Raw genomic sequence first — 25,801 nt, 5'->3', positions numbered from 1 at the left:
CCCCCAAGAGATTACAGATTGATATGATGAATGCTTTAGAACGCCGTTCCACTTTTGCCTTAAGCAGTATTTTTGCATTACGCATGTTGGGATTGTTCATGATTATTCCTGTGTTTGCAGTGGCTGGGCAGACATATCAATATGCAACGCCTGCATTGCTTGGGTTTGCCGTAGGCGTTTACGGGTTATCTCAAGCCATTTTACAAATCCCGTTTAGCCTGTGGGCAGACCGTTTTAGTCGTAAACCTTTGGTGGTCATCGGCTTGTTATTGTTTGCTTTGGGTGGCGCAGTGGCTGCCATGTCACATACCATTTATGGCGTGATTTTAGGGCGTGCGATTGCGGGGGCAGGTGCGGTGTCCGCGGTGGTGATGGCATTGCTTGCCGATGTCACCCGTGAAGAAAACCGTACCAAAGCCATGGCAACCATGGGCATGAGTATTGGGCTATCGTTTGTGATAGCATTTAGCCTTGGGCCGTGGCTGACACAGTTGGTTGGAATTTCAGGGTTATTTTGGGTGACCACTATTATGGGGCTTGCTGCGATTGCTATGCTGCTATTGGTGCCTAAAACCACACGTCATCATCGTAATTTCCAGAAAGGCTACCTCAATCAGCTGAAGCATGTGCTAAAAATGCCTGACCTGAACCGTCTGCATTTCTCGATTTTTTCGCTACATTTGCTGCTCACTGCCATGTTTATTTATGCGCCATCGCAACTGATTCAGTATGCGGGTATTCCTTTGGCAAAACATGGTCTGGTGTATTTGCCGCTGCTGTTGATCGGCGTGATTTGTGCTTTTCCAAGCATTATTATCGCTGAAAAATACCGCAAAATGCGTAGCATCTTTTTAGGTGCAATTGTTGGTGTGGTCGTGGGTTTACTGGTACTGGTTTTTGGTTATCATTCCAAATATAGCTTGTTACTGGGCTTAGGAATTTTCTTTGTAGCCTTTAATGTCATGGAAGCATTGTTGCCGTCTTGGTTGTCCAAAGCAGCGCCGATTCAGTCTAAAGCCACCGCAATGGGGGTGAATGCCAGTGCCCAGTTCCTGGGAGCATTTTTTGGCGGCACACTTGGCGGTCAGTTATTAATGTTACATAATACGTCGACAGGTTGGAGTATTCTTGCTGGGATTGCCATGATCTGGGCATTGATTAGCTTCGGTTTGCAGCAACCGCGCTATTTATCTTCTGTGATTTTACGTTTGCCTGAGGGTAAACAAACAGATGAATGGACTACCCAGTTGTTGGCAATTCATGGTATTGAAGAAGTGGTGGTTATGCTGGATCAGCAGGTCGCCTATGTGAAACTGGATAAAAAGCAGCTCGATGAAACTGCGCGACAACATTTAACGCACTTGTTGGGGAAAGAGCTAGTCATTTGAAGATAACTCTTATAAAGTAAAACGTAGAAACATATAGGAAGATAGTAGCGAATGCGTGGTGTCAATAAAGTTATTTTGGTCGGTACATTGGGTCGAGATCCTGAAACCAAGACTTTTCCAAATGGTGGGTCGTTAACTCAATTCTCAATTGCGACAAGTGATTCTTGGGTAGACAAAAGTACAGGCGAGCGAAAAGAACAAACCGAATGGCATCGTATTGTACTGCATAACCGCTTAGGTGAAATTGCTCAGCAATATTTGCGTAAAGGTTCGAAAGTCTATATTGAAGGTTCACTACGTACCCGTCAATGGACAGATCAAAATGGTCAGGAGCGTTACAGCACTGAAATCCGTGGCGATCAGATGCAAATGTTGGATTCAACTCGTGGTCAGCCAGAACAAGGCGCGGGCGATAACTCAGGTTATGCACAACCGCGTTTTAACAATAATGCGCAAGGTGGTGGCAATAACAACTACGGTGGTGGTTATGGTCAAAATACTGGCTTTAATCAGCAAGGTGGTAATCAAGGCGGCGGTTTCAACAACTATGGCGCAGGCAATAACAATGCTCAAGGTGGTTTTAATAACAACCAAGCGGCTAAGCCAAAACCAGCTGCAGCACCAGCACCTACTGACTTAGATGATGATTTACCGTTTTAAGTTACTGTATAAATAAGCCAAAAATCAAAATCTTTTACTCAAATCGGTAAGAGATTTTTTTTATTCAACCAAAAAAAGCATGCACTTTTAAAGCCAATATCGTTACTATAGCTTCCTGCGTTTTCGTTTAGTGTCATAATGTTTGGGAAATATGAAGATTGTTCAACTACTTTCAACTTTTGATAGCGCGACCATTGAGCGTAGTCGCCGTTATATCAATGAGATAGATGCTGAACAGCTTTCCGTTCAACCCCAGTCTGCCAACCGATGGCTCATTCAGGCACAAATACAGGGGCAGTTTGTCTATCGTACTCGTGTCACCCTCGATGCTGCCCAGCAGAGAGTCTTGCAAAGTCGTTGTAGTTGCCCTGTGGGTGATCACTGTAAACATGGAGCAGCGCTTGTTCAGTACGCCGTACAGCATCATTTGATTGCACCTCCTCAGATTGAGAGTGGCAGCTCAACATGGTCACAGCGTTTTGAGTCGACCCTGAACCATTTACAAGTGCATCCAGAGATGACTTCGGTTCTGGAAGAAAACTATTTTATTTATATTGTTGAGCGTCAACCACAAACGGGTTTAATGAGCCTGCAACTCTATAAAGTACGCCGCAATAAGCAGGGCGAAATTCGCGAAGCCAAACAATATACCAATTATGCCAATATCCTGAATGCTCATGTCGATGCCACCGTGCAGGAACGTGTGTTGTTTCAAGAGATCTATGTCGCACAAAATATCCATAAAAATAATCAGTTACCTTCTCATAATTTAAGTTTTAAAGGCCTGCCTGCCAATCTGTTACAACAGTCAGCACAGTATGGCTGGCTGTATGCTGAAGACTATAAACACGCTCCCTTACGTTGGTCAGATGCGCTGTATCAACTGGATTTTACTTGGGAAACTCAGCCCGATGGGGAATCCGAGCAGTTGATTGCCGATATTTATGCACTTGGTAGCAAGAATGAATTAAAGCATGTGCCGCATATCTGGATTTTGGCGACACAGCCTTTAACCTATATTGATCTGCGCCAAAATAGCATTGGTCGGGTAGAAGCAGCTTATCGTTATGACATTATTGATGATTTGCTCAGTATGCCGACCATTCCTAGCCATTTGTTGGGGCAGATGGAGCAGACTTTACAGCGTTATCGGGTCGATCAAACGGTATCTGCTTACCCATCTGAGCAGAATTTACCTGAAATGCAGGGTAATCCAACAGCCGTGCTGCGCTTTGGCGATCAAGCCCATCTAGATCAGATTTTCTCGAAAAACGAATTGGCGTGTGCCAGCGTATTTTTTGATTATCCAGCAGGGCGTGTTCCTGCAAATTATGTTGAAAATAGCTTTGTAGGACAGTATCAGCAGAAACCTGTTCGGCAAATACGTGATTTAAAACAGGAACAGCACTTGTTACGCAAGCTCTGGGATCGCCTGCCGAATATCGCATGGCTTGAACAGTTGCCTCAGCTTAATTTGCCGCATGTCGACATGACGAATCTGCTTTGTATCGATGCGCATGAATTGATCTCAGCCCTGTTGCCTGTCAATTCGATTGAAGCTTTGGATTGGAAAGTCGAACATAGCGCACAGAGTTTGTTTAATCTGCAATTGGCACAGCATGTGGATGTTGCTCTGACCCAAGCCGATGAGCGTTATGAATGGTTTAACATTGGCATGACCATTCAGGATCAGCGTGGTCATAAACACAATTTGGCGGAATTGCTGGCGCGCCTGATCCAGTTACATCCCAAATTGCTCGACATACAACGCTTGCAAGAGTTTGATGAAGAACATTATTTTGTATTACCGATTAGCCATGCACCCAGCTTGCTGATTTATTTGAAAGATATTAAGCCGATTCTGATTCATTTAAACCAGTTGTTTAATCAGGAAGATGATTTTCAGCTAGATGTTTATGATGTGGCACTGTTGTCACAAGCTCATGATCTAAATCTGAATTTATATCATGCAGATCGTTTAAAACAGTTTGTACAACGCTTGCAGCAAGGCGAGCAACAAGCACTAGCTACGCCTGAGGGTTTCTGTGGAGAACTCCGTAGTTATCAACAGCAGGGGCTGGGTTGGCTTCAGTTTCTGACCGAAACTCGTCATGGTGGGATTCTGGCAGATGATATGGGCTTGGGTAAAACCGCGCAAACGCTGGCACATATTTTATTGCAGCAGCAAGCAGGAAAATTACATAAAACCCCAGTTTTGATTATTTGCCCGACTTCACTGACCTCGAACTGGTTTAAGGAAGCGCAAAAATTTACACCACAACTGAAAGTGTTGGTGTTACATGGTCACAATCGTCATGTGCATTTCCAGCATTTGCCCGAATATGATGTGATCATTAGCACCTACCCACTATTGGCGCGTGATATTCATCTGTTAAAAAATCAAAAATTTCATACTGTTGTGCTTGATGAAGCACATTACATAAAAAACCCGAATGCCAAAGTGTCACAAGCGGCACGGCAACTGCAATCGCAGTATCGTTTGTGCTTAACAGGCACACCACTGGAAAACCATTTGGGTGAGCTGTGGTCATTGTTTCATTTTCTGATGCCCGGATTTTTGGGCACACAAGACCACTTTAATCGTAAGTTTCGTTATCCGATTGAGCGTCAGCAGCGCGTTGATTTGCAAGAACGGCTGATTTTACGTACACGACCGTTTATTTTACGCCGCTTAAAAACTGAAGTAGCGAAAGAACTGCCGAAGAAAACCACCATTGAAGTCAATATCGACATGAATGATGCTCAGCTTAAGCTCTACGAAGCGCTGCGTACCGCGATGCAGAGCAATGTGCGGCGTTTACTGGCAGAGCGGGGGTTAAAACGCAGTCATATTCAGATTTTGGATGCTTTGCTGAAATTGCGTCAGGTGTGTTGTCATCCGCGGTTATTGAATCTGGAAGGTATGAATAGTCACAAGATTCATTCTGCCAAACTGGATTATCTCATGGATACCTTGCCTGATATGTTGCAGGAAGGGCGTAAGATTCTGATTTTCTCACAATTTACCAGTATGCTCGGCCTGATTGGCGATGCCTTGCAAAAACAGGGTATTGAGTTTGTTAAATTGACAGGTCAGACGCAAAAACGCGATGAAGTGATTCAGCGTTTCCAGTCGGGTGAAGTGCCCATTTTCCTGATCAGCTTAAAAGCAGGTGGAGTGGGCTTGAACCTGACTGCTGCCGATACTGTGATTCACTATGATCCGTGGTGGAACCCTGCCGCAGAAGAGCAGGCATCGGATCGGGCATGGCGCATCGGGCAGGACAAACCCGTGTTTGTCTATAAACTGATTATGAATCAAAGTATTGAAGAAAAAATCTTGCTGATGCAAAAAAATAAAGCGCAACTGGCACAGTCGATTTTGTCGAAAAATAGCCAGATTAACGCAGCATTTAATGAAGATGAGCTGTTGCAACTGTTTGATGCCACATAAAAAAACAGCGATGTTTGGGGACATCGCTGGGGGTAAAAATGTCTTCTTGGAATGCTTTTATTATTTGTCTAAGGTTTTACATAGTGAGCAGATAGTGCCGCTATGTTTGTGTGAGAACAGCACATCTGGGCGTTCATAGGCTTCATCACATACCACACAGCTATATACGGTTGCCACTGGCGTACCTTCTGCGTCATAACGTGGCTCTTTAATCCCATCATAGTCTTGTTTGATATAGTATTTCCCGCCAGTCACCAAGCCCATGACTGGAGTCAGTACAAAGGCGACTACCAGTGCAATCAGAGGTGAATAGGCTGCAAGGAAACTGCCGAACAATCCGAAGAATGCTGCGATGGATAGACCTGCTGCGGCAAGGAAAGCCACCATGCCCACAGGGTTGATGTTATAGAGCATGTCACGGCGGTATTCAGGTTCTTTCGGTGAAAGTTTTAACACATATTTGTTGATGGCAATGTCGGTTGCAACCACCACCACCCAAGCGATGGCAAAGTTGGAATAGAAGCCCAAGATTTTACCCAGCATCGCAAACATGTTGCCTTCCATCAGCGCCAGCGCAATTGCCAGATTCACCAAGACAAAGATGATACGTCCCGGATAATGTTTGCTGATACGGGTGTAGGCACTGGTCCATGCCAAAGAGCCTGAGTAAGCATTGGTCACGTTAATTTTGATTTGTGAAATCACCACCAAAATCACTGCCAAAGCGAGTGCTAACCAACCTGGAAGCATGTCATGGAAGGCTGCATTGAACTGTTGTACAGGTTCGGTTATGTTGCCCCCTGGAACTTTGGTGAGTAAATAAAATCCTAAAAATGCACCGATGACTTGTTTGATCGCCCCCAAGATCACCCAGCCCGGGCCTGCGGAAATCACTGCTGCCCACCATTGTTTGCTGTTGGCTTTGGTTTTGGCTGGCATAAAGCGCAGATAGTCAATTTGCTCACCAATTTGCATGATCAGCGATAAACATACCCCCGCACCGAGCATGATGGCTGCCATGTCCATCGGGGCAAAACCATCATGACCCGTAAATTGAGCAAACTGACCGACCAGATTTGGCTCTTTGTTGATGAGATATGCTACAGGGCCAACCATCAGGATTAACCAGACTGGCGTAGTCCAGACCTGCAATTTACTCAAGGCTTTCATGCCGTAAATTACCAGTGGAATCACCATAAATGTTGAAATCAGATAGCCTGCCCAGAGTGGAATACCCAACCCGAGCAGCAAGCCCTGCGCCATGATCGAACCTTCTAAGGCAAAGAAAATGAAGGTAAAACTGGCAAAAATAATACTGGTCAGTACTGAGCCAAAGTAGCCAAAGCCTGCACCACGGGTAATCAGATCAAGGTCGATGTTATAACGTGCGGCGTAGTAGGCGAGTGGAATGCCTGTCAGGAAAATGATGATCGCTGCAAATAAAATCGAAAACACTGCATTGGTGGTGCCGTAGGACATGCCAATACTTGCGCCAATCGAAAAATCCGCGAGGTAAGCAATCCCGCCAAGTGCAGTAATCGCCACCACTTTCGGGCTCCAGCGCCGAAAACTGTGTGGTGCATAACGTAAGGTATAGTCTTCTAGAGTTTCGTTGACCGCTTTTTGATTGTCACTGCTGCCTTGTAGACTGTTTACATCTGAATGTTGAGATACGCTCATAATCGCCATCCTCCCCGATATCAATGCTGAATTCTTGAGATGCATTCAGTGTGGCGTGCAGGGGAAAAATCGCAAATACGTTATATTGCGTATCTGTGCGCAGGATAAAAACATGGTCAAAATCGGCAAATTTTGGCAAAGTGCAATGAGAGATTTATTGCCTACGCCTTGTTGGAATTCGCTGCATGCCAAAATCATCCACACCACCATCTGCACCACAACGGGTAATTCCAACACGCCGTGAGTACAACATTTGGGTGGCGGATGAGAGTATTGAAGATTTTGCCTTGCGTTATGCACCGCGCTCGGTACGTAAATGGTCGCCGTGGATGGTGACCAATACTGCCATGTCAACGGTGAGCTTTCTGGCGATGGAAGCAATTGGTGCGACCATGCTGTGGCAATATGGTTTTAGCAATGCGCTGCTGGCAGCCATTGTGGTGTGTAGCCTGATTTTCCTGACCAGTTGGCCAATCAGTTATTATGCCGCCAAGTACAATGTAGATGTGGATTTACTGACGCGTGGGGCAGGTTTTGGTTATCTTGGTTCGACCATTACCTCAGTCATTTACGCCAGTTTTACCTTTATTTTACTGGCGTTTGAAGCAGCAATTATGGCAATGGCGTTAGAGTTGGCGCTGCATATTCCGCAAAGTATCGGTTATCTAATTTCGGCACTGATCATTTTACCATTGGTGGTGAAAGGCGTCGGGTTTATCAATAAAGTTCAGGCAATAACCCAACCGATCTGGCTGATTTTACTGCTGCTGCCGTGGATCTTTGTCTGGTGGAAACAGCCGCAACTGCTTGAACAAAGTATGCAGTTTGTTGGAGTTACCTCACATTCAACTGCATTTAACCTGTCGTATTTTGGCGCAGCCTGTACCTTGCTATTTGTGTTTGTGATTCAGATTGGCGAGCAGGCGGACTATTTACGCTTTTTGCCGCCGCGCGAGCAGCATCCACGTTCATGGTTGCTGGCGGTATTTTTGGGCGGGCCATCATGGATTATTTTTGGTTTTGTCAAAATCCTGATGGGCATGTTGCTGATGGTCTTGGCCTATCGCTATGCCGTACCGCAAACTGAACTCGGTAATCCGACCTATCTGTACTGGCTCGCCTTTCAGCAAGGCATTCCCTCGGCAGATGTGGCGCTTTGGCTCACAGTGCTGTTGGTATGCTTGGCACAAATCAAAATCAACATGACCAATGCCTATGCAGGTTCGCTGGCATGGTCGAATTTCTTTGCCCGTTTAACTCATAGTCACCCTGGGCGGATAGTCTGGCTGATTTTCAATATCCTGATTGCGATTATGCTGATGGAAATGGGCATCAGCCATGCGGTCGAGCAGATTTTGGGGCTGTACAGTAATATTGCATTGGCGTGGGTGGGCGCGGTGGTGGCAGACCTGATGATCTGTAAACCGCTCGGTTTAAGTCCGAAAGGCATCGAGTTTCGCCGTGCCTATTTATATGACATTAACCCTGTCGGGGTGGGCGCGCTGCTGTTGGCATCCTTGCTGTCGATGCTGAGTTATCTGGGATTTTTCGGGGAACTGGCGAAAGGCTTGGCGAGTTTTATTGCGCTGGGTACTGCGATGCTCAGCGTGCCGATCATTGCCTATTTGACCCGAGGGAAATATTACCTTGCACGTCAGCCTGAACCTTTAGCCATGACCTCGGTGGCAACTTGTGTGGTGTGTCAGCGTGAATATGAAGTGGCGGATATGGCAAGTTGCCCTGCGTATAGCGGGGAAATTTGTTCCTTGTGCTGCTCGCTGGAAGCGCGTTGCCATGACCGTTGCAAACCGCATGCGCGCTGGTCGGAACAATGGAAGAGTCTGCTGGTTCGTTACTTGCCGAGTAGCTGGGCACAACGCCTGAATACACGCTTAAGTCTGTATTTACTGGTGATGCTGAGTTTGGCACTGGCACTGGCGGTCTGTCTGAGCTTGGTGTATTTGCAGGAAAAAAGCAGCTTGGAAGCGATTCATGCAGCAGGGCAGCAGCAACTGTTTGCCCTGTTTGTGAAAATTTACTGCATTCTGTTTCTCTTGATTAGTGTAGCGGCGTGGTGGCTGGTGTTGAATGATGAAAGCCGCCGCAATGCCGAACAGGAAAGTGAGCAGCAAAATAGCCTGCTCCTCGAAGAAATAGCCGCGCATGAAGTCACTTCGCAGCATTTGCAGGATGCACGGATTCAGGCGGAAAAAGCCAACGAAGCCAAAAGCCGTTATGTGATTGGCATTAGCCATGAACTGCGCACACCGTTGAACAGTATTTTGGGCTATAGCCAGTTATTGCAAAAACAGGAAAAACTCTCGGAACAGGGCGAAAAGGCACTCGGCGTGATCAGCCGTAGCGGGCAGCATCTGACTTCATTGATTGATGGTTTGCTGGATTTGGCACGCATCGAAACAGGCAAGATTTCCCTGAATATGGTTGATATTCATTTCCCTGATTTTATTCAGCAAATTGTGCAGATGTTTCAGCCGCAGATTGAGCAGAAGCATCTGAAATTTGTCTGTGAAATCAGTGAACATCTGCCGCAATATGTGCGCAGCGACAAAAAACGCTTGGAACAGGTGCTGATTAATGTCTTGGGCAATGCCCTGAAATTTACCCGTAAAGGTGAAATTCGCTTGCAAGTGGATTACCGTTTTCAGACAGCTTACTTTACCGTTCAGGATACGGGCTGTGGCATTGCCGAAGAGGATTTGCAGCGCATTTTTAACCCGTTTGAGCGCGGACGCAATGTGGTGCAGGGCGGTTTTTTGGGAACAGGTCTGGGGCTACCGATTGTCAAATTACTGGTGGATTTGCTCGGCGGGCAACTCACGGTGAGTAGTGAGCTGAATCGGGGCACGAGCTTTCATATCAAGCTATATTTGCCCTCCAAAGATTTGGTGCATCCGATTCGTAACCTGCATAGCAATCAGATTGTGGGTTATGTTGGTGAGCGTAAACGGATTTTGGTGGTAGACAATGAAGCGGTCGATCGCGGTCTGGTGGCGAACTTTTTGCGCCCGCTCGGTTTTGACTTGCAAGAAGCTGAATCGGGGATTGATTGCCTACGCCAAGTACCGATGTTTCAGCCTGATTTGATTCTCATGGATTTGACCATGCCGTTGATGGGTGGCTGGGAAACCGCACGTTTGCTACGCCAAAACCATATTACCAATGTGCCGATTGTAATTATTTCCGCTAATGCCAATGAACGTGCGGTGAATCCACAAGATGCTGTACAGACAGAAGATTTTCTACTAAAACCGATTGATCTGAATTTATTGCTGAGCAAAATTGGCGACAAACTGGATTTAACATGGCTGAATGCCGAGCAGCAAGCGCAGCAGTCCAGTTTGCCAAATCAAATGCAATCGACTCAGCCAGCAGCATCATCAAACTCAGAGAAAGTCACTGAAACACAAGCTGCGACTTCGGTACACAGCTTGCCACAAGCCTTGGCACATTTACAGGAAGTTTTGAGTCAGGGCTATATTCGCGGGGTACAACAAGCCCTGCAACAGTATCAGCAGGATTTTCCCGAACAGCAAAAATTATGGTTGCAGTTGGCACAATCTGTGCAAAAATTTGACCTCAAAATGGCCAAACAGCAGCTTCAGGACTTTAGCATTGATGAATAATCATGATGCGGTGATTTTAATTGTGGATGATGTGCCCGAAAATTTGGGGCTTTTGCATGAAAGCCTTGATCAGGCAGGCTATCGAGTACTGGTCACCACCGATGGTTTAAGTGCGATTGAAATAGCCCATCGCTGTCAGCCTGACATGATTTTGCTGGATGGCAACATGCCGCATATGGATGGTTTTGAAAGCTGTCTGCAACTCAAAGCCAGCCCGATTACCCAGCTCATTCCCGTGATTTTTATGACAGGGCTGTCGGAAACCGAGCATATTGTGCGTGGTTTTCAGGTCGGGGGTGTGGACTATGTCACCAAGCCGTTAAATATCGAAGAAGTGCTGGCGCGGGTACGTACACATCTTACTCATGCCAAACTGTTGCAGCAGCAAAAACAGGTAATTGATGCCACTGAAACTGCGATTCTGGCACTGGATGCCGAAGGGAAAATGCTGTGGCAAACTCAAAAAGCCGAGCAGATTTTACAAGAATGTTTACCTGACAGTGCTGGCTTCGAACAGGGACTCAAGCACTGGTTTAGCGAGCTAAAACAGGATAAAGACCCGAAGCGTTTGATGAGTTGTAGCTATGCCACACCGACCCAGAATTTACAGCTTTTGTTGCTGACGCCGTGGCAAGCTGAACGCAGCAATCAAAATTATTTGGTGCAAATTAAGCTGGCGACAGCAACTTTAAGCGTGGCAGATATTCTGAAATTTTGTCCGCAACTGACGCAGCGTGAAGCAGAAGTCATGCACTGGCTGATTTTGGGAAAAACCAATAAGGATATTGCGGAAATTTTGGCACTGAGTCCTCGTACCGTAAATAAACACCTCGAACATGTGTTTGCCAAACTGGCAGTGGAAAACCGCACGGCTGCGGTGGCGTATGTGCATAGTCTGGTGCAGGATAAGGGGTAGATTGATCCGCGTTTGATGCGTGTATTTCAAAAATGGGATACGCGGAAATGTCATCTTCAACTGTTTGATCTAAATAAATATTTACAATATTTTTGATAAAAGTAGACCTTGAGTAGACATGCTACTGATGCTTGAGAAATATTGCTCAAGGCTTCTATATATCTACTCTATATTTAGCCCATGATGAAATATAAAACATTGATATTTAATCATTTAAAACCATGAATGTTATTGAGATAGAAGTCTTAAAATTTTAAATGGGTTCTAACATTTTTTGTTATTCCTAAGTAGAAATGTCCTACCTTAAAACCAAATAGAAATGTCCTATACAGATATTTCCAAGTCAAGCACAGGATTCAGATTTCGTTGTTGAACTGCAGTTTTCTGTGCACGTCTGCTTGGCATCTTTTGAGAACGATTCCGCTTGTTTTGTTGTTCCAATAGTTCATGCTGTTGCTGAATATGATTGAGAACAGCACCTAATCGTTTATTCTCAACAATCTCTCGTTGGTTGAGCTGGCTTAATCTATCAAAGATGCTGTAACTGATTTTTCTACCTTGGTATTCGACTGATCAACTGATAAAAATCCACACAAGTTGTTCTTCCAATTCTCTTAATGATCTTCTCAATGATTCGTCATCATCAAGCTAGGTCGGCTATGTTACTCTCTTTCTCAAGAAAGTCAACTGCAATGTTAATTTATTTTAAAACCCACCAATCTACCCAAGAACTCAATTACTTTAACTAAGCCCTTGTTTCTCAACAAGTTTTTATCAACATCACCGCCAATGGATACGCATTATAGACCATAACATAACTAACGCAATACCTTTTTTTGTTCATTCAATCCATTCGATTAATTTATAGGCTATTTAGGTGTTTTTAGAGGCTGTGAGGTTAAATTTTGTACCAAATGAAACAAAAATTCTTTTTCAGGTCGGTCTATTTCTTGCCATTTCAATGCACGGCAATCAACATATTCACAATAACCTGCATCAGACTGGTAGTTTTTTTGATTAAATCTGAGCTGATAACTAAAACTGCCAACATACCCAGCACCAAATCCAAACTTATAATCGCCTCGTGCCGTTGCAAAGAGCTGCAATTGAATTTGGGAATGTTCTAAATGCCATGAAAATTCGCGTGGCAGATACATGTTTAGGCCATTTGGGGTCATAACTTTAGGATAGACTCTGGTAATTTCAAATTCCACATCTCTCGTATAGACCTGTGTTTTTTGCTGTTGTAAATCAAAAACAATCAGCTTACTGTGCATAATCTGGTTAAATCGGTTACGGACTTGATAAAAAATCAACTGCCATTGTTCGACCTGTATGATTTGCCGTGTATAAAAATGCCAGTTCCAGAATGGCAGCTGAACTGTGCGGGCATAACTCCACACCCCAGCACTCTGAAGCTGATAACGTTGCTGTTTATGGGTTAATGTTCCTTGCATATGAATAGGACAAAGCCACTGTTCTGCAATACCTAAATTTAATAGATGATTTTTATATTTAGGCGAGCATAACTGAATGTTTAATTCAAACTGTAATTCGCTATTTTTCTGGATAAACTGAAAACCAGTCAAACTTTTAATGATTTTTATATCTTGTGCAAAATACAGAAATTCCGGCGTCTGCCCACAGTTATCCTGAATTGAATAGCTATGCAAACAACTTAAATGATTCAAACTAGAAGAATTAAAAACCAAAGCCGTGTCTAGCTCTGTCGTGGCAATTTCAGATGGATTATAGAGAACGGGAATATTTGGAATGCCAAGCAGGGTTAAAAAGTTTAAATAATAGAGTGGCGCAGGCAAATTGAGAAAAACCAAACCATAATGTAGTGTTTTATATTGGACGTTTGGCAACCATTGTAATTTAGCAAGATTTGGAGGTTGTTTGGCAGATTTGGAAAAACTGTTCCACTTCATTACAACCCCCTTGAGCTCAGCGTTTATTTTTTATGTTACTTTTTTCCTAGCTAAAAAAGTAGTCACAATCCCTGAAAGCGCGTAAATACTTGCAACCACCAATATACCCATAGGAATGTTATAGGTCATTGCCGCCAAAATCAGTACTACAGGCAACATCACTACAAAAGGCACACGTTTACGGTCCATTTGTTTAAACGAGTAATACTTCATATTGGAAATCATCAGCAAGCCAACGACAACCATAAAAATCGCATATCCGACTTGGGTAGATAATTCTTTGACATGAAAGACATATGAATAATCACGACTGACCCAGACCAAGCAGATCACTAAAATTGCAGCTAAAGGGCTAGCAACACCAATAAAGTAACGCTTGTCCACCACGCCGATTTGCACATTGAAACGTGCCAGACGAAAGGCAGCACACGCGGTATAAACAAAACAACAAGCCAAACCAATACGCCCCAAGCCGTGCAAACTCCAGCTATACATCAAAATTGCAGGAGCAAGACCAAAAGCGATCAAATCAGAAAGTGAGTCAAATTGCTCACCAAAAGCACTTTGTGCACCAATTGCCCGCGCCACACGACCATCAAGCCCATCAAACAATGCTGCAAGAAATATGGCATAAATCGCATGTACATATTGCCCATCCATACTCGAAATAATCGAATAAAAACCAGACAATAATGCTGCAGTTGTAATCAGGTTAGGCCATAAATAAATCCCGCGTCGCTTGATGCGTTGTCCTTCGTGCGTATGCTCTTCTTCGATGACTTCAAATGTTAGCCCATCATAAGCATCATCTGAACAATCTCCGTTGTGTTTGGGCACATTGGTCATGTTGTTGCTTCCCCAGTATTTTAATTAAAACCGTATGTATTATTCACCCACTAGCCATTTGACTGCAACCGAACCTGAGTTCTCTTGCATGCGCAAATGCGGGAATAACCAATGTAATGCCTGATCGGCCTGTTCAGCAAACTGCCAAGGTGGGTTAATAATCAACATACCACAACCATTCAAGCCAACAGGTGTATCATCTGGCCAAACGCAGATTTCACATACCAACTGGCGACGAATACCCGTTTTGCTCATTTTTTTCTCAAAACGCTCAATCATTGGGCGATCTTTAATTGGGTACCATACTGCAAACACGCCTGTTGGCCATTTTTTATAGGCACTCACCAACAGCTCAACCAATTGAGGAAAATCCTTACGTTCTAATTCATAAGGTGGGTCAATCATCACCAAACCACGTTTTTCTTTCGGTGGAATCACACCCAGCAACCCTTCATAAGCGTCACGCTCATGCAAGCCTGCACGTTTGTCACGAATATTGTCGCGTAATTGCTGAAACACATCTCGTTGCATTTCAAAAATGGTGGCTTTGTCGATGTCACGCATACCTTGCAAGGCAAACCATGGTGAACCTGGGTAAGCACCACGCCCGTCTTCAGCACGCATGCTTTCAACCAGATTCAAATACTGTTGCACAGCTTCAGGAGCTTGTCGTTTTTGAATCGAGGGCAATTGCATCAAACGATGAATGCCTGAGAGGTATTCCCCTGACTTTTGTGCAGGTGCTTCTGACAAGTCATATTTCCCCGCACCGCCATGCGTATCAATATAACGATAAGGTTTATCTTTTGCATTCAGGCGCGTCAGAAGTTGTAGCAAAAGTACATGCTTCATGACATCCGCGAAGTTGCCAGCATGAAAATGGTGACGATAATTCATGTTTCTATCAATTCCTAAAATCAACAGCTATCTTAACATGAAAAAAACATCGATGCGGATTGGGCACTTGTTCTAAAATGGCTCAGCTTTTTTATATGATTAGATTTTTTGGAGAATTATGGCTGAAACTTTATCAAACCTTTGGGATATTAATAAAATTATCAATGATTTGGATAACACTGGATTCAGTGTGATTGATCAGGCGTATTCTGAAGAATATTTACAGTCAGTCCATCAGGAATGTATGCACCATTTAAACGAATTTCGGGATGCTGCCATTCAAAATGGTGTAGTCAGCAAAATTCGTAGTGATCATATTTTATGGATCAATGATAATTTACCGATTGCTGAACAACACGTCACAACACTGATGCATCTGGCTCAGGAACTCAATCAGGCATTTTTCTTCGGGATTCGTGAAGTGGAAGCGCACTTTGCCTGTTATAACGCAGGTGAATTTTATGCCCTACACCGTGACAACCCTCAGAAAAAGAATGATCGTATGATTTCGGCGGTATTGTACTTACATCCAGAATGGCATGAAGACTGGGGTGGGCAGTTATGCCTGCAAGATAAACAGCAAAACTGGCATATTTTAGAACCTAAGCCGAATCGTATTGCACTTTTTCAAAGTGATTTATTACATGAAGTCTTGGCGGCGAAGCAGCAGCGTTTGTCAATTACAGCATGGATGCGTAGCAATCACTCAATTTGGTTATAGTCACCACAGTTAATATTTTCTCACTTTAAAAGTGTCTAGATATCCGCATATACTGCAAATAAGCGATTGAGGATTGAAGTATGTTGAATAATAGCCAAGAGATTATTGCGCGGATCGGGGAAACTGATCAACTTTATTTAGACGCCAATAGCCCAGAGCTGGCTTTGGAACGCGGTAATTTACGCTTGCAGTTGGTAACGTTCAGCAACAATCGCCAAGAACGTCTGTATTTTTTACATGAAGCTCTAGCCATTCTAGAGCAGGCTCGAATTGAATTTGAAGAAATTTCGATCCAATTGTATGTGGATTTATCTTTACAGCTTGCCAAAGCATATATGATTTATTTTGAGCTAAGTCAGGATAATAAATTCGCACTGATTACCCAGCAAATTTTAAAACCATTATCACACCTACCCTACGGCGATTTATATTTCTTCTTGGCATATGCCTCAATGGTGAAAAAAGAACAGGCTCTCACCAAACACTGGCTACGTAAGTATGTTGTTAGTTCTGAATATGATCATGAGCTTCTGCACACACATCCAGCGTTTAAGCCACTGCGTCAGGAAATTTGGTTTATAGAATTGATTAAAAAGCAGTTCCATTAAATAAAAAAACCTCTATATCAAAGCATAGAGGTTTTTTGGTTGTCGATATCAAGACAAAGGATATTGAGCATCTGTATGTAACAGTTCATTGAGTTCATCGACAACAATTGCCCATTCATCATCCTGATCGCAACGATGCTGTAAAAACTCGCGTTGCGATGCACTCCAAAATGCAGCATCTGCTAGATCAACATTGTGTGCCAGTTGATGTGTTGTAACAAACTCCTCTATCGCTTCTGCTTCTGCAGCCAAGCCGAGTTGTTGAAACAATAATTGTAGTGTTGGTTGTTGTTCAAACATTTTTTATTCTCCAGAGCGACATACTTTTAGTCTAAGGAATTACCGCACTTTTGTTGAGCGATACTCAGTTGAATTCGTGTAAAGCCATAAAAAAAGCACCCCTAAAATGGAGTGCTTTTTCAAACTTAATCTTTGACAGATTAAATTTTTAATTATTTAAGCATATCAGCAATTGCTGCGCGCTCTTCTTCAAGTTCGTTCAGCGTAAAGTTGATACGTTCACGGCTGAATTCATCAATTTCCAAACCTTGAACGATTTTGTATTCACCGTTTTCAGTTGTTACAGGGAAACCAAACATTACGCCTTCAGGGATACCATAAGAACCGTCAGAAGGAATACCCATAGTTACCCATTGGCCGTTTGTACCAAGCGCCCAGTCATGCATATGGTCGATTGCAGCATTTGCAGCAGAAGCAGCAGAAGACAAACCACGTGCTTCGATGATCGCAGCACCACGTTTACCAACTGTAGGAAGGAATACGTCTTTATTCCATGCTGCATCGTTGATTTTGTCTTTTAAGCTTTCGCCGTTTACATTTGCAAAACGGTAGTCAGCGTACATTGTTGGAGAGTGGTTACCCCAAACTGTCATGTTTTCGATGTCAGCTACAGCAACACCAGCTTTTTGAGCAAGTTGAGTCAACGCACGGTTGTGGTCAAGACGCAACATTGCTGTGAAGTTTTTCGCTGGAAGATCTGGAGCAGATTTCATTGCGATGTAAGCGTTAGTGTTAGCAGGGTTACCTACAACAAGCACTTTAACATCACGGCTCGCAACTTCATTCAGTGCTTGACCTTGACCAATAAAGATTTCGCCATTTACTTTTAGTAAGTCAGCACGTTCCATACCAGGACCACGTGGACGTGAACCAACTAATAATGCATAGTCAGCATCTTTAAATGCAACTTTTGGATCATCAGTACCGATCATGCCTGCCAATAATGGGAACGCACAGTCATCAAGTTCCATCATCACGCCTTTAAGCGCTTGTTGAGCTTTCTCAACTGGAATTTCAAGCAACTGTAAAATAACTGGTTGGTCTTTCCCTAACATTTCACCGCTTGCAATACGGAATAACAAGCTATAACCAATTTGACCTGCAGCGCCAGTAACGGCAACACGAACGGGTTGCTTCATGTAATTATCTCCAATTGAGGATCGTTGATATGATTAAACAGTTTTTCCATTTAATCGTTAATCATAAACGGCAATTATTGTACTCCAATCTTGCGAGCCCTGCATAAAAAATAGAATAATTTGCAACAAAAGTCTGATAGAAAATTTAAACAAAATTAGGCTTATTAATAGCTAAATTTACTCAAAACAAAAATCTAAAGGTATCTGACGAATATTTTAATTTTTTTAAGAGGATCAAATGAGCTCAAGATCAAAAAACATAACCATTCCTAATACGTCCCTTGAATAGTGAAATTTTTCGGGCAATTAGACAGTTCATGACTGACACATGTCTTGTAAGAACCATTGCTGTTATAACAAACACTCACATGGGTCAATAATGTTGTCCCACGATTATTTTGACAGGAAAATTCAATACCATCGGCGGGTAACCCTGAATTGAGTTTCAAAAACTGCGCCAATAAGGTTTGACGCTGAATCGTATGTGATGAGGCGTCAGTTAGAACAGCAGGAATTTTTAAGCGTTGGGCATAGTTAATAATTGTTCTAAAATACTGTACAGCAGACATAGATACACAGTCACCAACACTATGCCAAAGCTGAATACGTGACACTTCATCAGGAATAATACGTGCAACAACTTTAGCTTGTAGCGGTGGTAAAATTGCCGAACTACTGGTTTCACACCCAGTATAACGACCTTCAGGAACCAAACCTGCAACTGTCAGGGCATAACCCTCTAAACATTTGCGCTGCTTTTTACGATTCGGGTCAAACGCACAAACCGCAGGTGTCATTTGAACATGTAAAATGTAGCCTCGGCTTTGGCTTGGCTGTGCATGAACTGGAGAGAAAGTAATCCAAAAACCAATAGCGATCAATAAATTTACAATTAGAGAAGCTGAATGCTCTAGACATCCTTGTTTAGCCATGTAGAAAACCAAAATCTTACATCTCTCAGATTTATTGCTCTATACGTGCTGGAATAGCACGCATCCATTTACCAATATTTTGTATTCCCTGACCGAGCACTGCGCCGTAATGCGTTGCATTGGTCATCACATTTTTCACATAATCACGTGTTTCCGATAACGGAATACTTTCCACATATTGATCCGCAGCGATTGCCCCCGTGTTGGCTTGCCAACGGCGTGCCCGATTTGGGCCAGCATTATAACCCGCTGTCGCCAAGACCGCATTGCCATTGAGCTGCCCTTGAATCATCGACAAATAATATGTGCCATAACGAATATTGGTATTCATGTCCGTTAATACTGCTGGATTATACGTTTCCCCCATTTGTTTTGCGACTTGTTTCGCAGTTGTAGGCATAATTTGCATTAAGCCTCCCGCTCCAACATTGGAACGTGCATGAGTCACAAAACGACTTTCCTGACGCATTAAACCATAAGCCCATGCAGGGTCTAAGTTGACATTTTGGCTATAACTCAGCACGGTATTCTGATGCGGTGTTAAATAGCTCAAACTGTCATTATGTTTCTTCACTGTGTGGTTGGCAGCATAAATTGCCCGATCATACCACCCCATATCGGCAGCACGCTGAGCCGCAGCCAGTAACAATCCGTCATCTTCACGCAAGTATGCCTGACGTACCGCCCAGTTCCATTCGCGATTAGTATAACTGTCGGGTGCATTAATTTTTTTCAGGGTAAATGCACGGCGAAAATGAATATCTTGATCTAAACGTTGAAAATCACGGCTTAAAGCTTGAGCTTGTTCACGTTTGTTATAATTTTTACCTAAACGCTCTTGCGCTAACAGGTTATGATAATCATCACCACTTTGCGCCAAATGCTGATAAATTCCCATCGCAATCCGTTTCGAATTAGCATCGCCACGTTGCTCATAAGCACGAGCTAACCAGTACTGCCAACGATCTTCCTGCTGCTGAGTGATTGTCATACTGCCAATGGCACGCATCACACTGTCCCAAGCACCAAAACGTACCGCTTGGCGCGCATAGACTTCAGCTTCTTCTGGGCTAAATGGCAAACCACCATAACTGGCATCAAAATAGTTCAATACAATACGGTTAAAATTATTTTTGAGTACTGTGGTTCCACCAATATAAGCCACTGTACGATACAAATATTTCTGTACAGCCTCAGGCACATTTTCCGCAGCACGATTGGTAGCACTTAAACCCGAATCCAGATCGGTCTCGGTCAAACGGGCAAGCGCAAAAATCAGATAGGCATAGTCTGCATCATTGTTTCTAGGTGCTGACCATAAATAATTTAACGGGTTACTTTGAATTTGGTTCAACTGTGCCAAGGACAGATTCAAACCCATAGCGTTCGCTGTCGCTTGCGCCGTGCCTATTTGTCCAGCACGTAATTCACCCCATAAACGCTGCTGCTTATCTTGGATGCTGATTAAGGGACTAGTCAACATCATTCGACCAAGCCCCTGACAAGATTCAGATAAATTACCTGTATTCAACCAAAGATCTCTAAATTCAGCAAAAACCAGTGGATCATCTGACTTAGCACGTACCTGTGCAACCGCACAGCTTTCTGCCTGATCAGGATTAGTCACATAAGGAACAACAGGTCGAGCATTGTTATAATCAGCTTGTTTAACTTTTTCTTCGACATAATCTGCGGCAAGCTTTTCAGCCATCGCTGACTGTGGGTAACGTTTGGCAAAGTCGATAATATTACCTGAAGGCTGATAACCCAAGCTCATGTTAAGCTTCCAATATTCAGGATAATATCCCAAGCTATCTTGCTGCATACTGGCAGAATACTGATCTAATAATGCGGTATTTCCTGAGCTGGCTGCTCGTAACGCATCATTAAACTGCTCTTCGGCAGCAGATGCGGCACAACTTGTTCCCAAAACACAGCCCAAGGCAAGTAAACGACCGTAAAATTGATATGTTGTTGCACATAAAACCCGCAATCTGTTCATATAGCCGAATACACCTTCGCTTGCCCTGCAATTTTTGCCCTCAGTTTAATGTTAATACATGCATTGTTGTTGTTATGTTATGTAATCATTTTGCACAAAGAATCAGCAATTTCACGCCGATTGGGAAAAAGTAAAAGAGCTATAGCTTCAAAACAAAAAATGCTAAAATGCTGCTCCTTTTATTCTCTGCCAAAGTGTTTCAGCATCATGCTTCTCAGCATCTGAGCACTTAGCCCTATTTTTCAGGAGCCTACATGACGGTTCAGACCTTCATTCCAGCACGTGCCGAAGCTGCCTCAGAAAACACTGTCACCCAGCCTTTGCACACCTCTGACGTTTCAGCCACAGTCAAAAAACTGTACATTGAAACTCAAGGGTGTCAAATGAATGAATATGACAGTCACCGTATGGCAGACTTGCTCGGCGACTCACATGGTTACGAGCTCACCAACGACCCAAAAGATGCCGATATTTTACTGATGAACACCTGTTCGATTCGTGAAAAAGCACAGGAAAAAGTATTCAGTGAACTCGGACGCTGGCGCAAACTCAAAGAAAAAAATCCTGACCTGATTATTGGTGTCGGTGGCTGTGTCGCATCACAGGAAGGTGACAACATCCAAAAACGTGCGCCGTATGTCGATATGGTTTTTGGACCGCAAACTCTGCACCGTTTACCTCAAATGCTGGATCGACACCAAGAACAGATTGAAAAGCCAAAGCAAGACAAAATTAAACTGGTCGATATTTCATTCCCTGATATTGAAAAATTTGACTTCTTGCCTGAACCGCGTGTTGAAGGTTACAAAGCCTTTGTTTCAATTATGGAAGGCTGCTCAAAATACTGTTCATTCTGTGTTGTACCGTATACCCGTGGTGAAGAAGTTTCGCGTCCACTGGATGATGTCTTGGCTGAAATTGCAGGACTTGCAGAAAAAGGCGTACGCGAAATCAGCCTGCTTGGACAAAACGTCAATGGTTATCGTGGCGAAACCTTCGATGGCAATATCTGTACTTTTGCAGACTTGTTGCGTTTGGTCTCAGAAATCCCGGGTATTGGCCGTTTACGCTACACCACATCGCATCCACTTGAATTTTCGGATGACCTGATTCAATGCTACCGCGACTTACCGCAAATGGTGTCGCATTTACACTTACCTGTACAAAGCGGTTCAAATGCCGTGTTACAGGCAATGAAACGTAACCACACGATTGATGTTTATATCAATAAAATTGAAAAGTTACGTGCAATCCGCCCAGACATGCACTTATCGAGTGACTTTATTATTGGTTTCCCTGGCGAAACTGATAAAAATTTTGCAGAAACTTTGCAGTTCATTAAAGATTTAGATTTCGATCATTCTTATAGCTTTATTTACTCTAAACGCCCAGGCACGCCTGCTTCAGAGCTTGAAGACACGACCCCTGAAGACGTGAAAAAAGAGCGCCTAGCACAGGTACAAAAAGTCATTAAGCAATCCAGTATTGACAAAACTGATGCCATGCTGAGTACTGTTCAACGTGTCCTGATCGAAAATGTTTCAGAGAAAGATCCAAACCTGTTAGTTGGCACGGCAGACAATACCCGCTTAGTCACTTTTATTGGTGACGCAGCATGGCTGGGTCGTTTTGCAGAAATCGAGATTACTGACATCAAAACTTTAAATTTAGTCTATGGAGAGCTCTTGAATCTTGAGCCTGACGTGGCGTAATGTAGGGCTATAGACTAAACAACACTTAAAGGAATTGTCTTGACTGCAGCGATCCGACGTACAGTATCTTTTCCGGGTATTTCAATGGAGCGTTTAAAAAGCATGCTGGGTGCTTATAACGCTCACTTGAAACAAATCGAACAACGTTTAGATGTGCAAATTACTCATCGAGGTGATGTTTTCTATATCGATGGGGATATTGAGGCGGTGGAGAGAGCAGAAACTCTACTTCAGCGACTGCATGAAGAAGCAGAGCTGTCCTCTCAAGTAAGTGCAGATCAGTTACACATGATGATTCAAGGTAGCCAGACCGAGCGTGATCTCATGAATGACGAGGGTCAGGAACATACGGGGTTGGACAGCATCTGGTTGCAAACACGAAAAGGACGGATTAATCCACGTGGTGCAAACCAGAAACGCTATGTACAACGCATTTTGCAAAGTGACATTTCCTTTGGTATTGGCCCTGCTGGAACAGGTAAAACCTATTTAGCAGTTGCCGCAGCTGTCGACATGTTGGAACGCAATGAAATCCAGCGTATTTTACTGGTTCGCCCTGCGGTTGAAGCAGGTGAAAAACTGGGCTTCCTCCCTGGTGACTTAAGCCAGAAAATTGACCCGTATTTACGTCCACTCTACGATGCATTATATGAAATGCTTGGTTTTGAAAAGGTAGCGAAACTGATTGAACGTCAAGTGATTGAAGTTGCGCCTTTGGCATATATGCGTGGTCGTACTTTAAATCACTCTTTTGTAATTTTGGATGAAGCACAAAATACCACGCCAGAACAAATGAAAATGTTCCTCACCCGTTTAGGTTTTGGTTCACGTGCAGTCATTACCGGCGATATTACACAAGTTGATTTACCACGAGGTCAGCAGTCAGGTTTAGCCCATGCTTTACGTGTACTTGAACCTGTGACCGAAATTCATATTACCCGCTTCCACTCACGTGATGTGGTGCGTCATCAGCTAGTACAAAAAATTGTCGAGGCCTATGAAGGTTGGGACAGTGAGCAACACCGAATTGGTGCTGAAGAGCGTGCTACACGCAAAGCACGCCATGAAGCCTTAGTTCAGGAAAATGATGTAGCAGCAGATGCTCAGCATCAGGACGCTTAAGGATACATTTTGAAACTTAATCTTTCGTTACAACAAGACGTTTTAGCACCTAAGTTGGTGCTAAAACGCAGTTATATTAAAAAAGTCATTGAGACAGTTTTACGTCATGTAGGCATGCAACAAGATTGTGAGATTGGCATTGCCTGTGTGGACAATGCAGAAAGTCACGCGCTGAATTTACAATATCGACAAAAAGACAAACCGACCAATGTTTTATCTTTTCCTAGCGATATTCCAGAAGAAGTGCTACCGATGCTGGATGCTTTCCCATTGGGTGATTTGGTGATCTGTATTCCTGTTGTGCTTCATGAAGCAGATCAGCAAAAGAAAAAACCTATGGATCATTTTACCCATATGCTGGTGCATGGCACGCTACATTTGTTGGGTTATGACCATGAAACTGGCGAACAGGATGCTGAAGAAATGGAAACTCTCGAAGTTGAGATCCTCAGTAAACTCAGTTTAGACAACCCCTATATGGATCTATAAATTCGTTGGAGTGCGATCTGATGTTTGTGGTGATTTTCAAAGCCGAGATTGCACAGCTTGATCATGAATACAGTCAGCTTGCACAACATCTAAGACAAAAAGCCTTATCTGAATATGGCTGCTTAAAGTTTGAGTCTTATACTGAAAATGGGCAAGAACTGGCACTCTCTTACTGGTCTGACCTTGAAAGTATTCAGCGTTGGCAACAAGATCGTGAACATATAGTTGCTCAACAGACTGGGCGGAAACGCTGGTATAAGCACTATAGCGTTGAAGTTTGTGAGTTACAGCGACATTATCAACACAATCAGACAAAATAAAAAATCGGGATTTACTCCCGATTTTTTATTTTACTTCAAACTCTGCTTCGGCAGGATCAAAGCGCCATGTCCGCACAATACGCAGCTCAGAAATATCTTTCATGTTGGCATCAAAACGCCCAAATGGTGCGCCACGGCGTACTGAATTCTTTGCCGCCTCATCTAAAACACCGTGTCCAGAACTTTGTAATAAGTGAATCGCACGTACCCCGCCCTCACTGTTGAGAATCACCATGAGGCGAACCTCTCCCGACCAGTGCTGTTGTTTTGCCTGTTCTGGGTAATAACGGTTGCCATACAATTCGACTTTTTCACGAAATTTGTTTAAATACGCAGCAGAAGCATCACGTTTTGCCTGAATACCATCGACTGTCTTAATTTTTTGCTGACGACTAAAATCCTGCTGGCGCTGTAAATACTGTGCCTCAAGGCTGGCAACCATCGCAGCTTTGGCTTGATACTGACTTTGCAATTCATCCATGGCTTTTTTATGGTGTTGATCCTCACTTTGTTTCTGCCAGCTCAGCACAGTCATGAGTACTTTTTCTTCAAATTTTAACTCGCGCTGCTGCTTCACCATTTCTAGTTGTTGTAATTGCTGATCCCCTGCCGATTGGGACTCATCTGCTGGAGCAAGGTTGGTCGACATTCGATGTTTTTGTCGAAAAATACCCGAACCCTGTTGATCTGTCTGTGCAATAAAGTCCGCATTTTCAACAGTCTCTTTACTTGGTCGAATCGCCACGGCAATTTCCTGATGCAAAGACTGATCGGCTTGCGGCATGGCAAAGCGTATGCACAGCACAATCAAATGCAGCAGCAATGCTGAAATGGCTGCCACCACAAACACTGAATCTCGCCACCAAGATAGTGTTATTTTTTGCTGAATCGAGTGTTGCTTTGTCATAACATTAAAACGACCAAACTTGCCAAAAATACACGTAACATATAAATATGCGATTTTTTTAGAGAAAAATGCAGTTTTATACTCTTTTTTGCACACGAACATCAAATGTTCATTCTGCAAGAACGAGTAT

At 43.5% G+C, this 25,801-nt stretch carries 20 protein-coding genes and 1 pseudogene; 11 read left to right on the top strand and 10 right to left on the bottom strand.

The annotated features are described in order from the left end of the window. The first annotated feature begins 23 nt into the window (after positions 1-23). The 3 genes from E0H77_RS10735 (at position 24) to E0H77_RS10725 (ending at position 5,502) form a co-directional block, all read left to right on the top strand. On the top strand, positions 24-1,388 hold the full coding sequence (locus tag E0H77_RS10735) for an MFS transporter (RefSeq protein ID WP_131377878.1): 1,365 nt from the start codon (positions 24-26) through the stop codon (positions 1,386-1,388). Between the two features lie 51 nt (positions 1,389-1,439). Further along, positions 1,440-2,048, top strand: coding sequence for a single-stranded DNA-binding protein (gene ssb / locus E0H77_RS10730; protein WP_131377876.1), 609 nt, complete (start codon positions 1,440-1,442; stop codon positions 2,046-2,048). Positions 2,049-2,199: 151 nt separating this feature from the next. After that, a complete protein-coding gene (locus E0H77_RS10725; RefSeq protein WP_131377874.1) occupies positions 2,200-5,502 on the top strand; it encodes a DEAD/DEAH box helicase in 3,303 nt (1,100 codons plus the stop codon). 60 nt (positions 5,503-5,562) lie between these two features. Here E0H77_RS10725 and E0H77_RS10720 read toward each other — a convergent pair whose 3' ends face one another. Beyond that, positions 5,563-7,182, bottom strand: coding sequence for a purine-cytosine permease family protein (locus E0H77_RS10720; RefSeq protein WP_131377872.1), 1,620 nt, complete (start codon positions 7,180-7,182; stop codon positions 5,563-5,565). Between the two features lie 176 nt (positions 7,183-7,358). On the opposite strand from E0H77_RS10720, the gene E0H77_RS10715 reads away from it, so the two are divergent. Beyond that, positions 7,359-10,826, top strand: coding sequence for a hybrid sensor histidine kinase/response regulator (locus E0H77_RS10715; protein WP_131377870.1), 3,468 nt, complete (start codon positions 7,359-7,361; stop codon positions 10,824-10,826). Continuing rightward, positions 10,819-11,742: a response regulator transcription factor gene (locus tag E0H77_RS10710; protein WP_131377868.1), complete on the top strand. Its 924-nt coding sequence runs from the start codon at positions 10,819-10,821 to the stop codon at positions 11,740-11,742. The genes E0H77_RS10715 and E0H77_RS10710 overlap by 8 nt, the downstream gene beginning before the upstream one ends. Before the next feature lie 324 nt (positions 11,743-12,066). On the opposite strand, the pseudogene E0H77_RS10700 reads toward E0H77_RS10710, so the two are convergent. From E0H77_RS10700 to E0H77_RS10685, 4 genes and pseudogenes are all read right to left on the bottom strand, one after another. Then, positions 12,067-12,315, bottom strand: a pseudogene (locus E0H77_RS10700) (ISNCY family transposase); the annotation flags it as partial. Between the two features lie 296 nt (positions 12,316-12,611). After that, positions 12,612-13,676 carry a DUF6670 family protein gene (locus E0H77_RS10695; protein WP_131377866.1) on the bottom strand — a complete coding sequence of 355 codons (1,065 nt, stop codon included), beginning with the start codon at positions 13,674-13,676 and terminating at the stop codon, positions 12,612-12,614. Between the two features lie 30 nt (positions 13,677-13,706). Further along, a complete protein-coding gene (gene pssA, locus E0H77_RS10690; protein WP_131377864.1) occupies positions 13,707-14,522 on the bottom strand; it encodes a CDP-diacylglycerol--serine O-phosphatidyltransferase in 816 nt (271 codons plus the stop codon). Positions 14,523-14,561: 39 nt separating this feature from the next. Next, positions 14,562-15,419, bottom strand: a complete 858-nt coding sequence (locus E0H77_RS10685; protein ID WP_131377862.1) for a 23S rRNA (adenine(2030)-N(6))-methyltransferase RlmJ — start codon at positions 15,417-15,419, stop codon at positions 14,562-14,564. A gap of 115 nt (positions 15,420-15,534) precedes the next feature. Here E0H77_RS10685 and E0H77_RS10680 point away from each other — a divergent pair, with 115 nt between their 5' ends. Then, positions 15,535-16,140, top strand: coding sequence for a 2OG-Fe(II) oxygenase (locus E0H77_RS10680; protein ID WP_228258330.1), 606 nt, complete (start codon positions 15,535-15,537; stop codon positions 16,138-16,140). An 80-nt stretch (positions 16,141-16,220) separates the two neighbouring features. Beyond that, on the top strand, positions 16,221-16,748 hold the full coding sequence (locus tag E0H77_RS10675; RefSeq protein WP_131377858.1) for a hypothetical protein: 528 nt from the start codon (positions 16,221-16,223) through the stop codon (positions 16,746-16,748). Between the two features lie 48 nt (positions 16,749-16,796). On the opposite strand, the gene E0H77_RS10670 is transcribed toward E0H77_RS10675, so the two are convergent. The 4 genes from E0H77_RS10670 to E0H77_RS10655 form a co-directional block, all read right to left on the bottom strand. Beyond that, positions 16,797-17,048, bottom strand: coding sequence for a DUF2789 family protein (locus tag E0H77_RS10670; RefSeq protein WP_131377856.1), 252 nt, complete (start codon positions 17,046-17,048; stop codon positions 16,797-16,799). Between the two features lie 152 nt (positions 17,049-17,200). Next, positions 17,201-18,187, bottom strand: coding sequence for a malate dehydrogenase (locus E0H77_RS10665; protein ID WP_131312585.1), 987 nt, complete (start codon positions 18,185-18,187; stop codon positions 17,201-17,203). Positions 18,188-18,456: 269 nt separating this feature from the next. Continuing rightward, positions 18,457-19,119 carry a ribonuclease T2 family protein gene (locus tag E0H77_RS10660; RefSeq protein WP_131377854.1) on the bottom strand — a complete coding sequence of 221 codons (663 nt, stop codon included), beginning with the start codon at positions 19,117-19,119 and terminating at the stop codon, positions 18,457-18,459. 31 nt (positions 19,120-19,150) lie between these two features. Continuing rightward, on the bottom strand, positions 19,151-21,121 hold the full coding sequence (locus E0H77_RS10655) for a lytic transglycosylase domain-containing protein (protein ID WP_131377852.1): 1,971 nt from the start codon (positions 21,119-21,121) through the stop codon (positions 19,151-19,153). Positions 21,122-21,375: 254 nt separating this feature from the next. On the opposite strand from E0H77_RS10655, the gene miaB reads away from it, so the two are divergent. From miaB to E0H77_RS10635, 4 genes are read left to right on the top strand one after another with little or no spacing between them, the layout of a single operon-like run. Then, positions 21,376-22,833: a tRNA (N6-isopentenyl adenosine(37)-C2)-methylthiotransferase MiaB gene (miaB, locus tag E0H77_RS10650; RefSeq protein WP_131377850.1), complete on the top strand. Its 1,458-nt coding sequence runs from the start codon at positions 21,376-21,378 to the stop codon at positions 22,831-22,833. A gap of 39 nt (positions 22,834-22,872) precedes the next feature. Beyond that, on the top strand, positions 22,873-23,955 hold the full coding sequence (locus E0H77_RS10645; protein WP_131377848.1) for a PhoH family protein: 1,083 nt from the start codon (positions 22,873-22,875) through the stop codon (positions 23,953-23,955). A 9-nt stretch (positions 23,956-23,964) separates the two neighbouring features. Next, positions 23,965-24,444: an rRNA maturation RNase YbeY gene (ybeY, locus tag E0H77_RS10640; protein ID WP_131377846.1), complete on the top strand. Its 480-nt coding sequence runs from the start codon at positions 23,965-23,967 to the stop codon at positions 24,442-24,444. 20 nt (positions 24,445-24,464) lie between these two features. Next, positions 24,465-24,764 (top strand): antibiotic biosynthesis monooxygenase family protein, encoded by a 300-nt coding sequence (locus tag E0H77_RS10635; protein ID WP_131377844.1) that lies wholly within the window; start codon positions 24,465-24,467, stop codon positions 24,762-24,764. 25 nt (positions 24,765-24,789) lie between these two features. Here E0H77_RS10635 and E0H77_RS10630 read toward each other — a convergent pair whose 3' ends face one another. Next, entirely contained in the window at positions 24,790-25,671 is an 882-nt protein-coding gene (locus E0H77_RS10630; RefSeq protein ID WP_131377842.1) for an energy transducer TonB, read from the bottom strand. Positions 25,672-25,801: the final 130 nt, after the last annotated feature.

This window comes from Acinetobacter brisouioides, assembly GCF_004331075.1.
GTDB lineage: Bacteria > Pseudomonadota > Gammaproteobacteria > Pseudomonadales > Moraxellaceae > Acinetobacter.
Note: the sequence above shows the minus strand (reverse complement) of the source record. Positions and strands in the feature narration are given on the sequence as shown.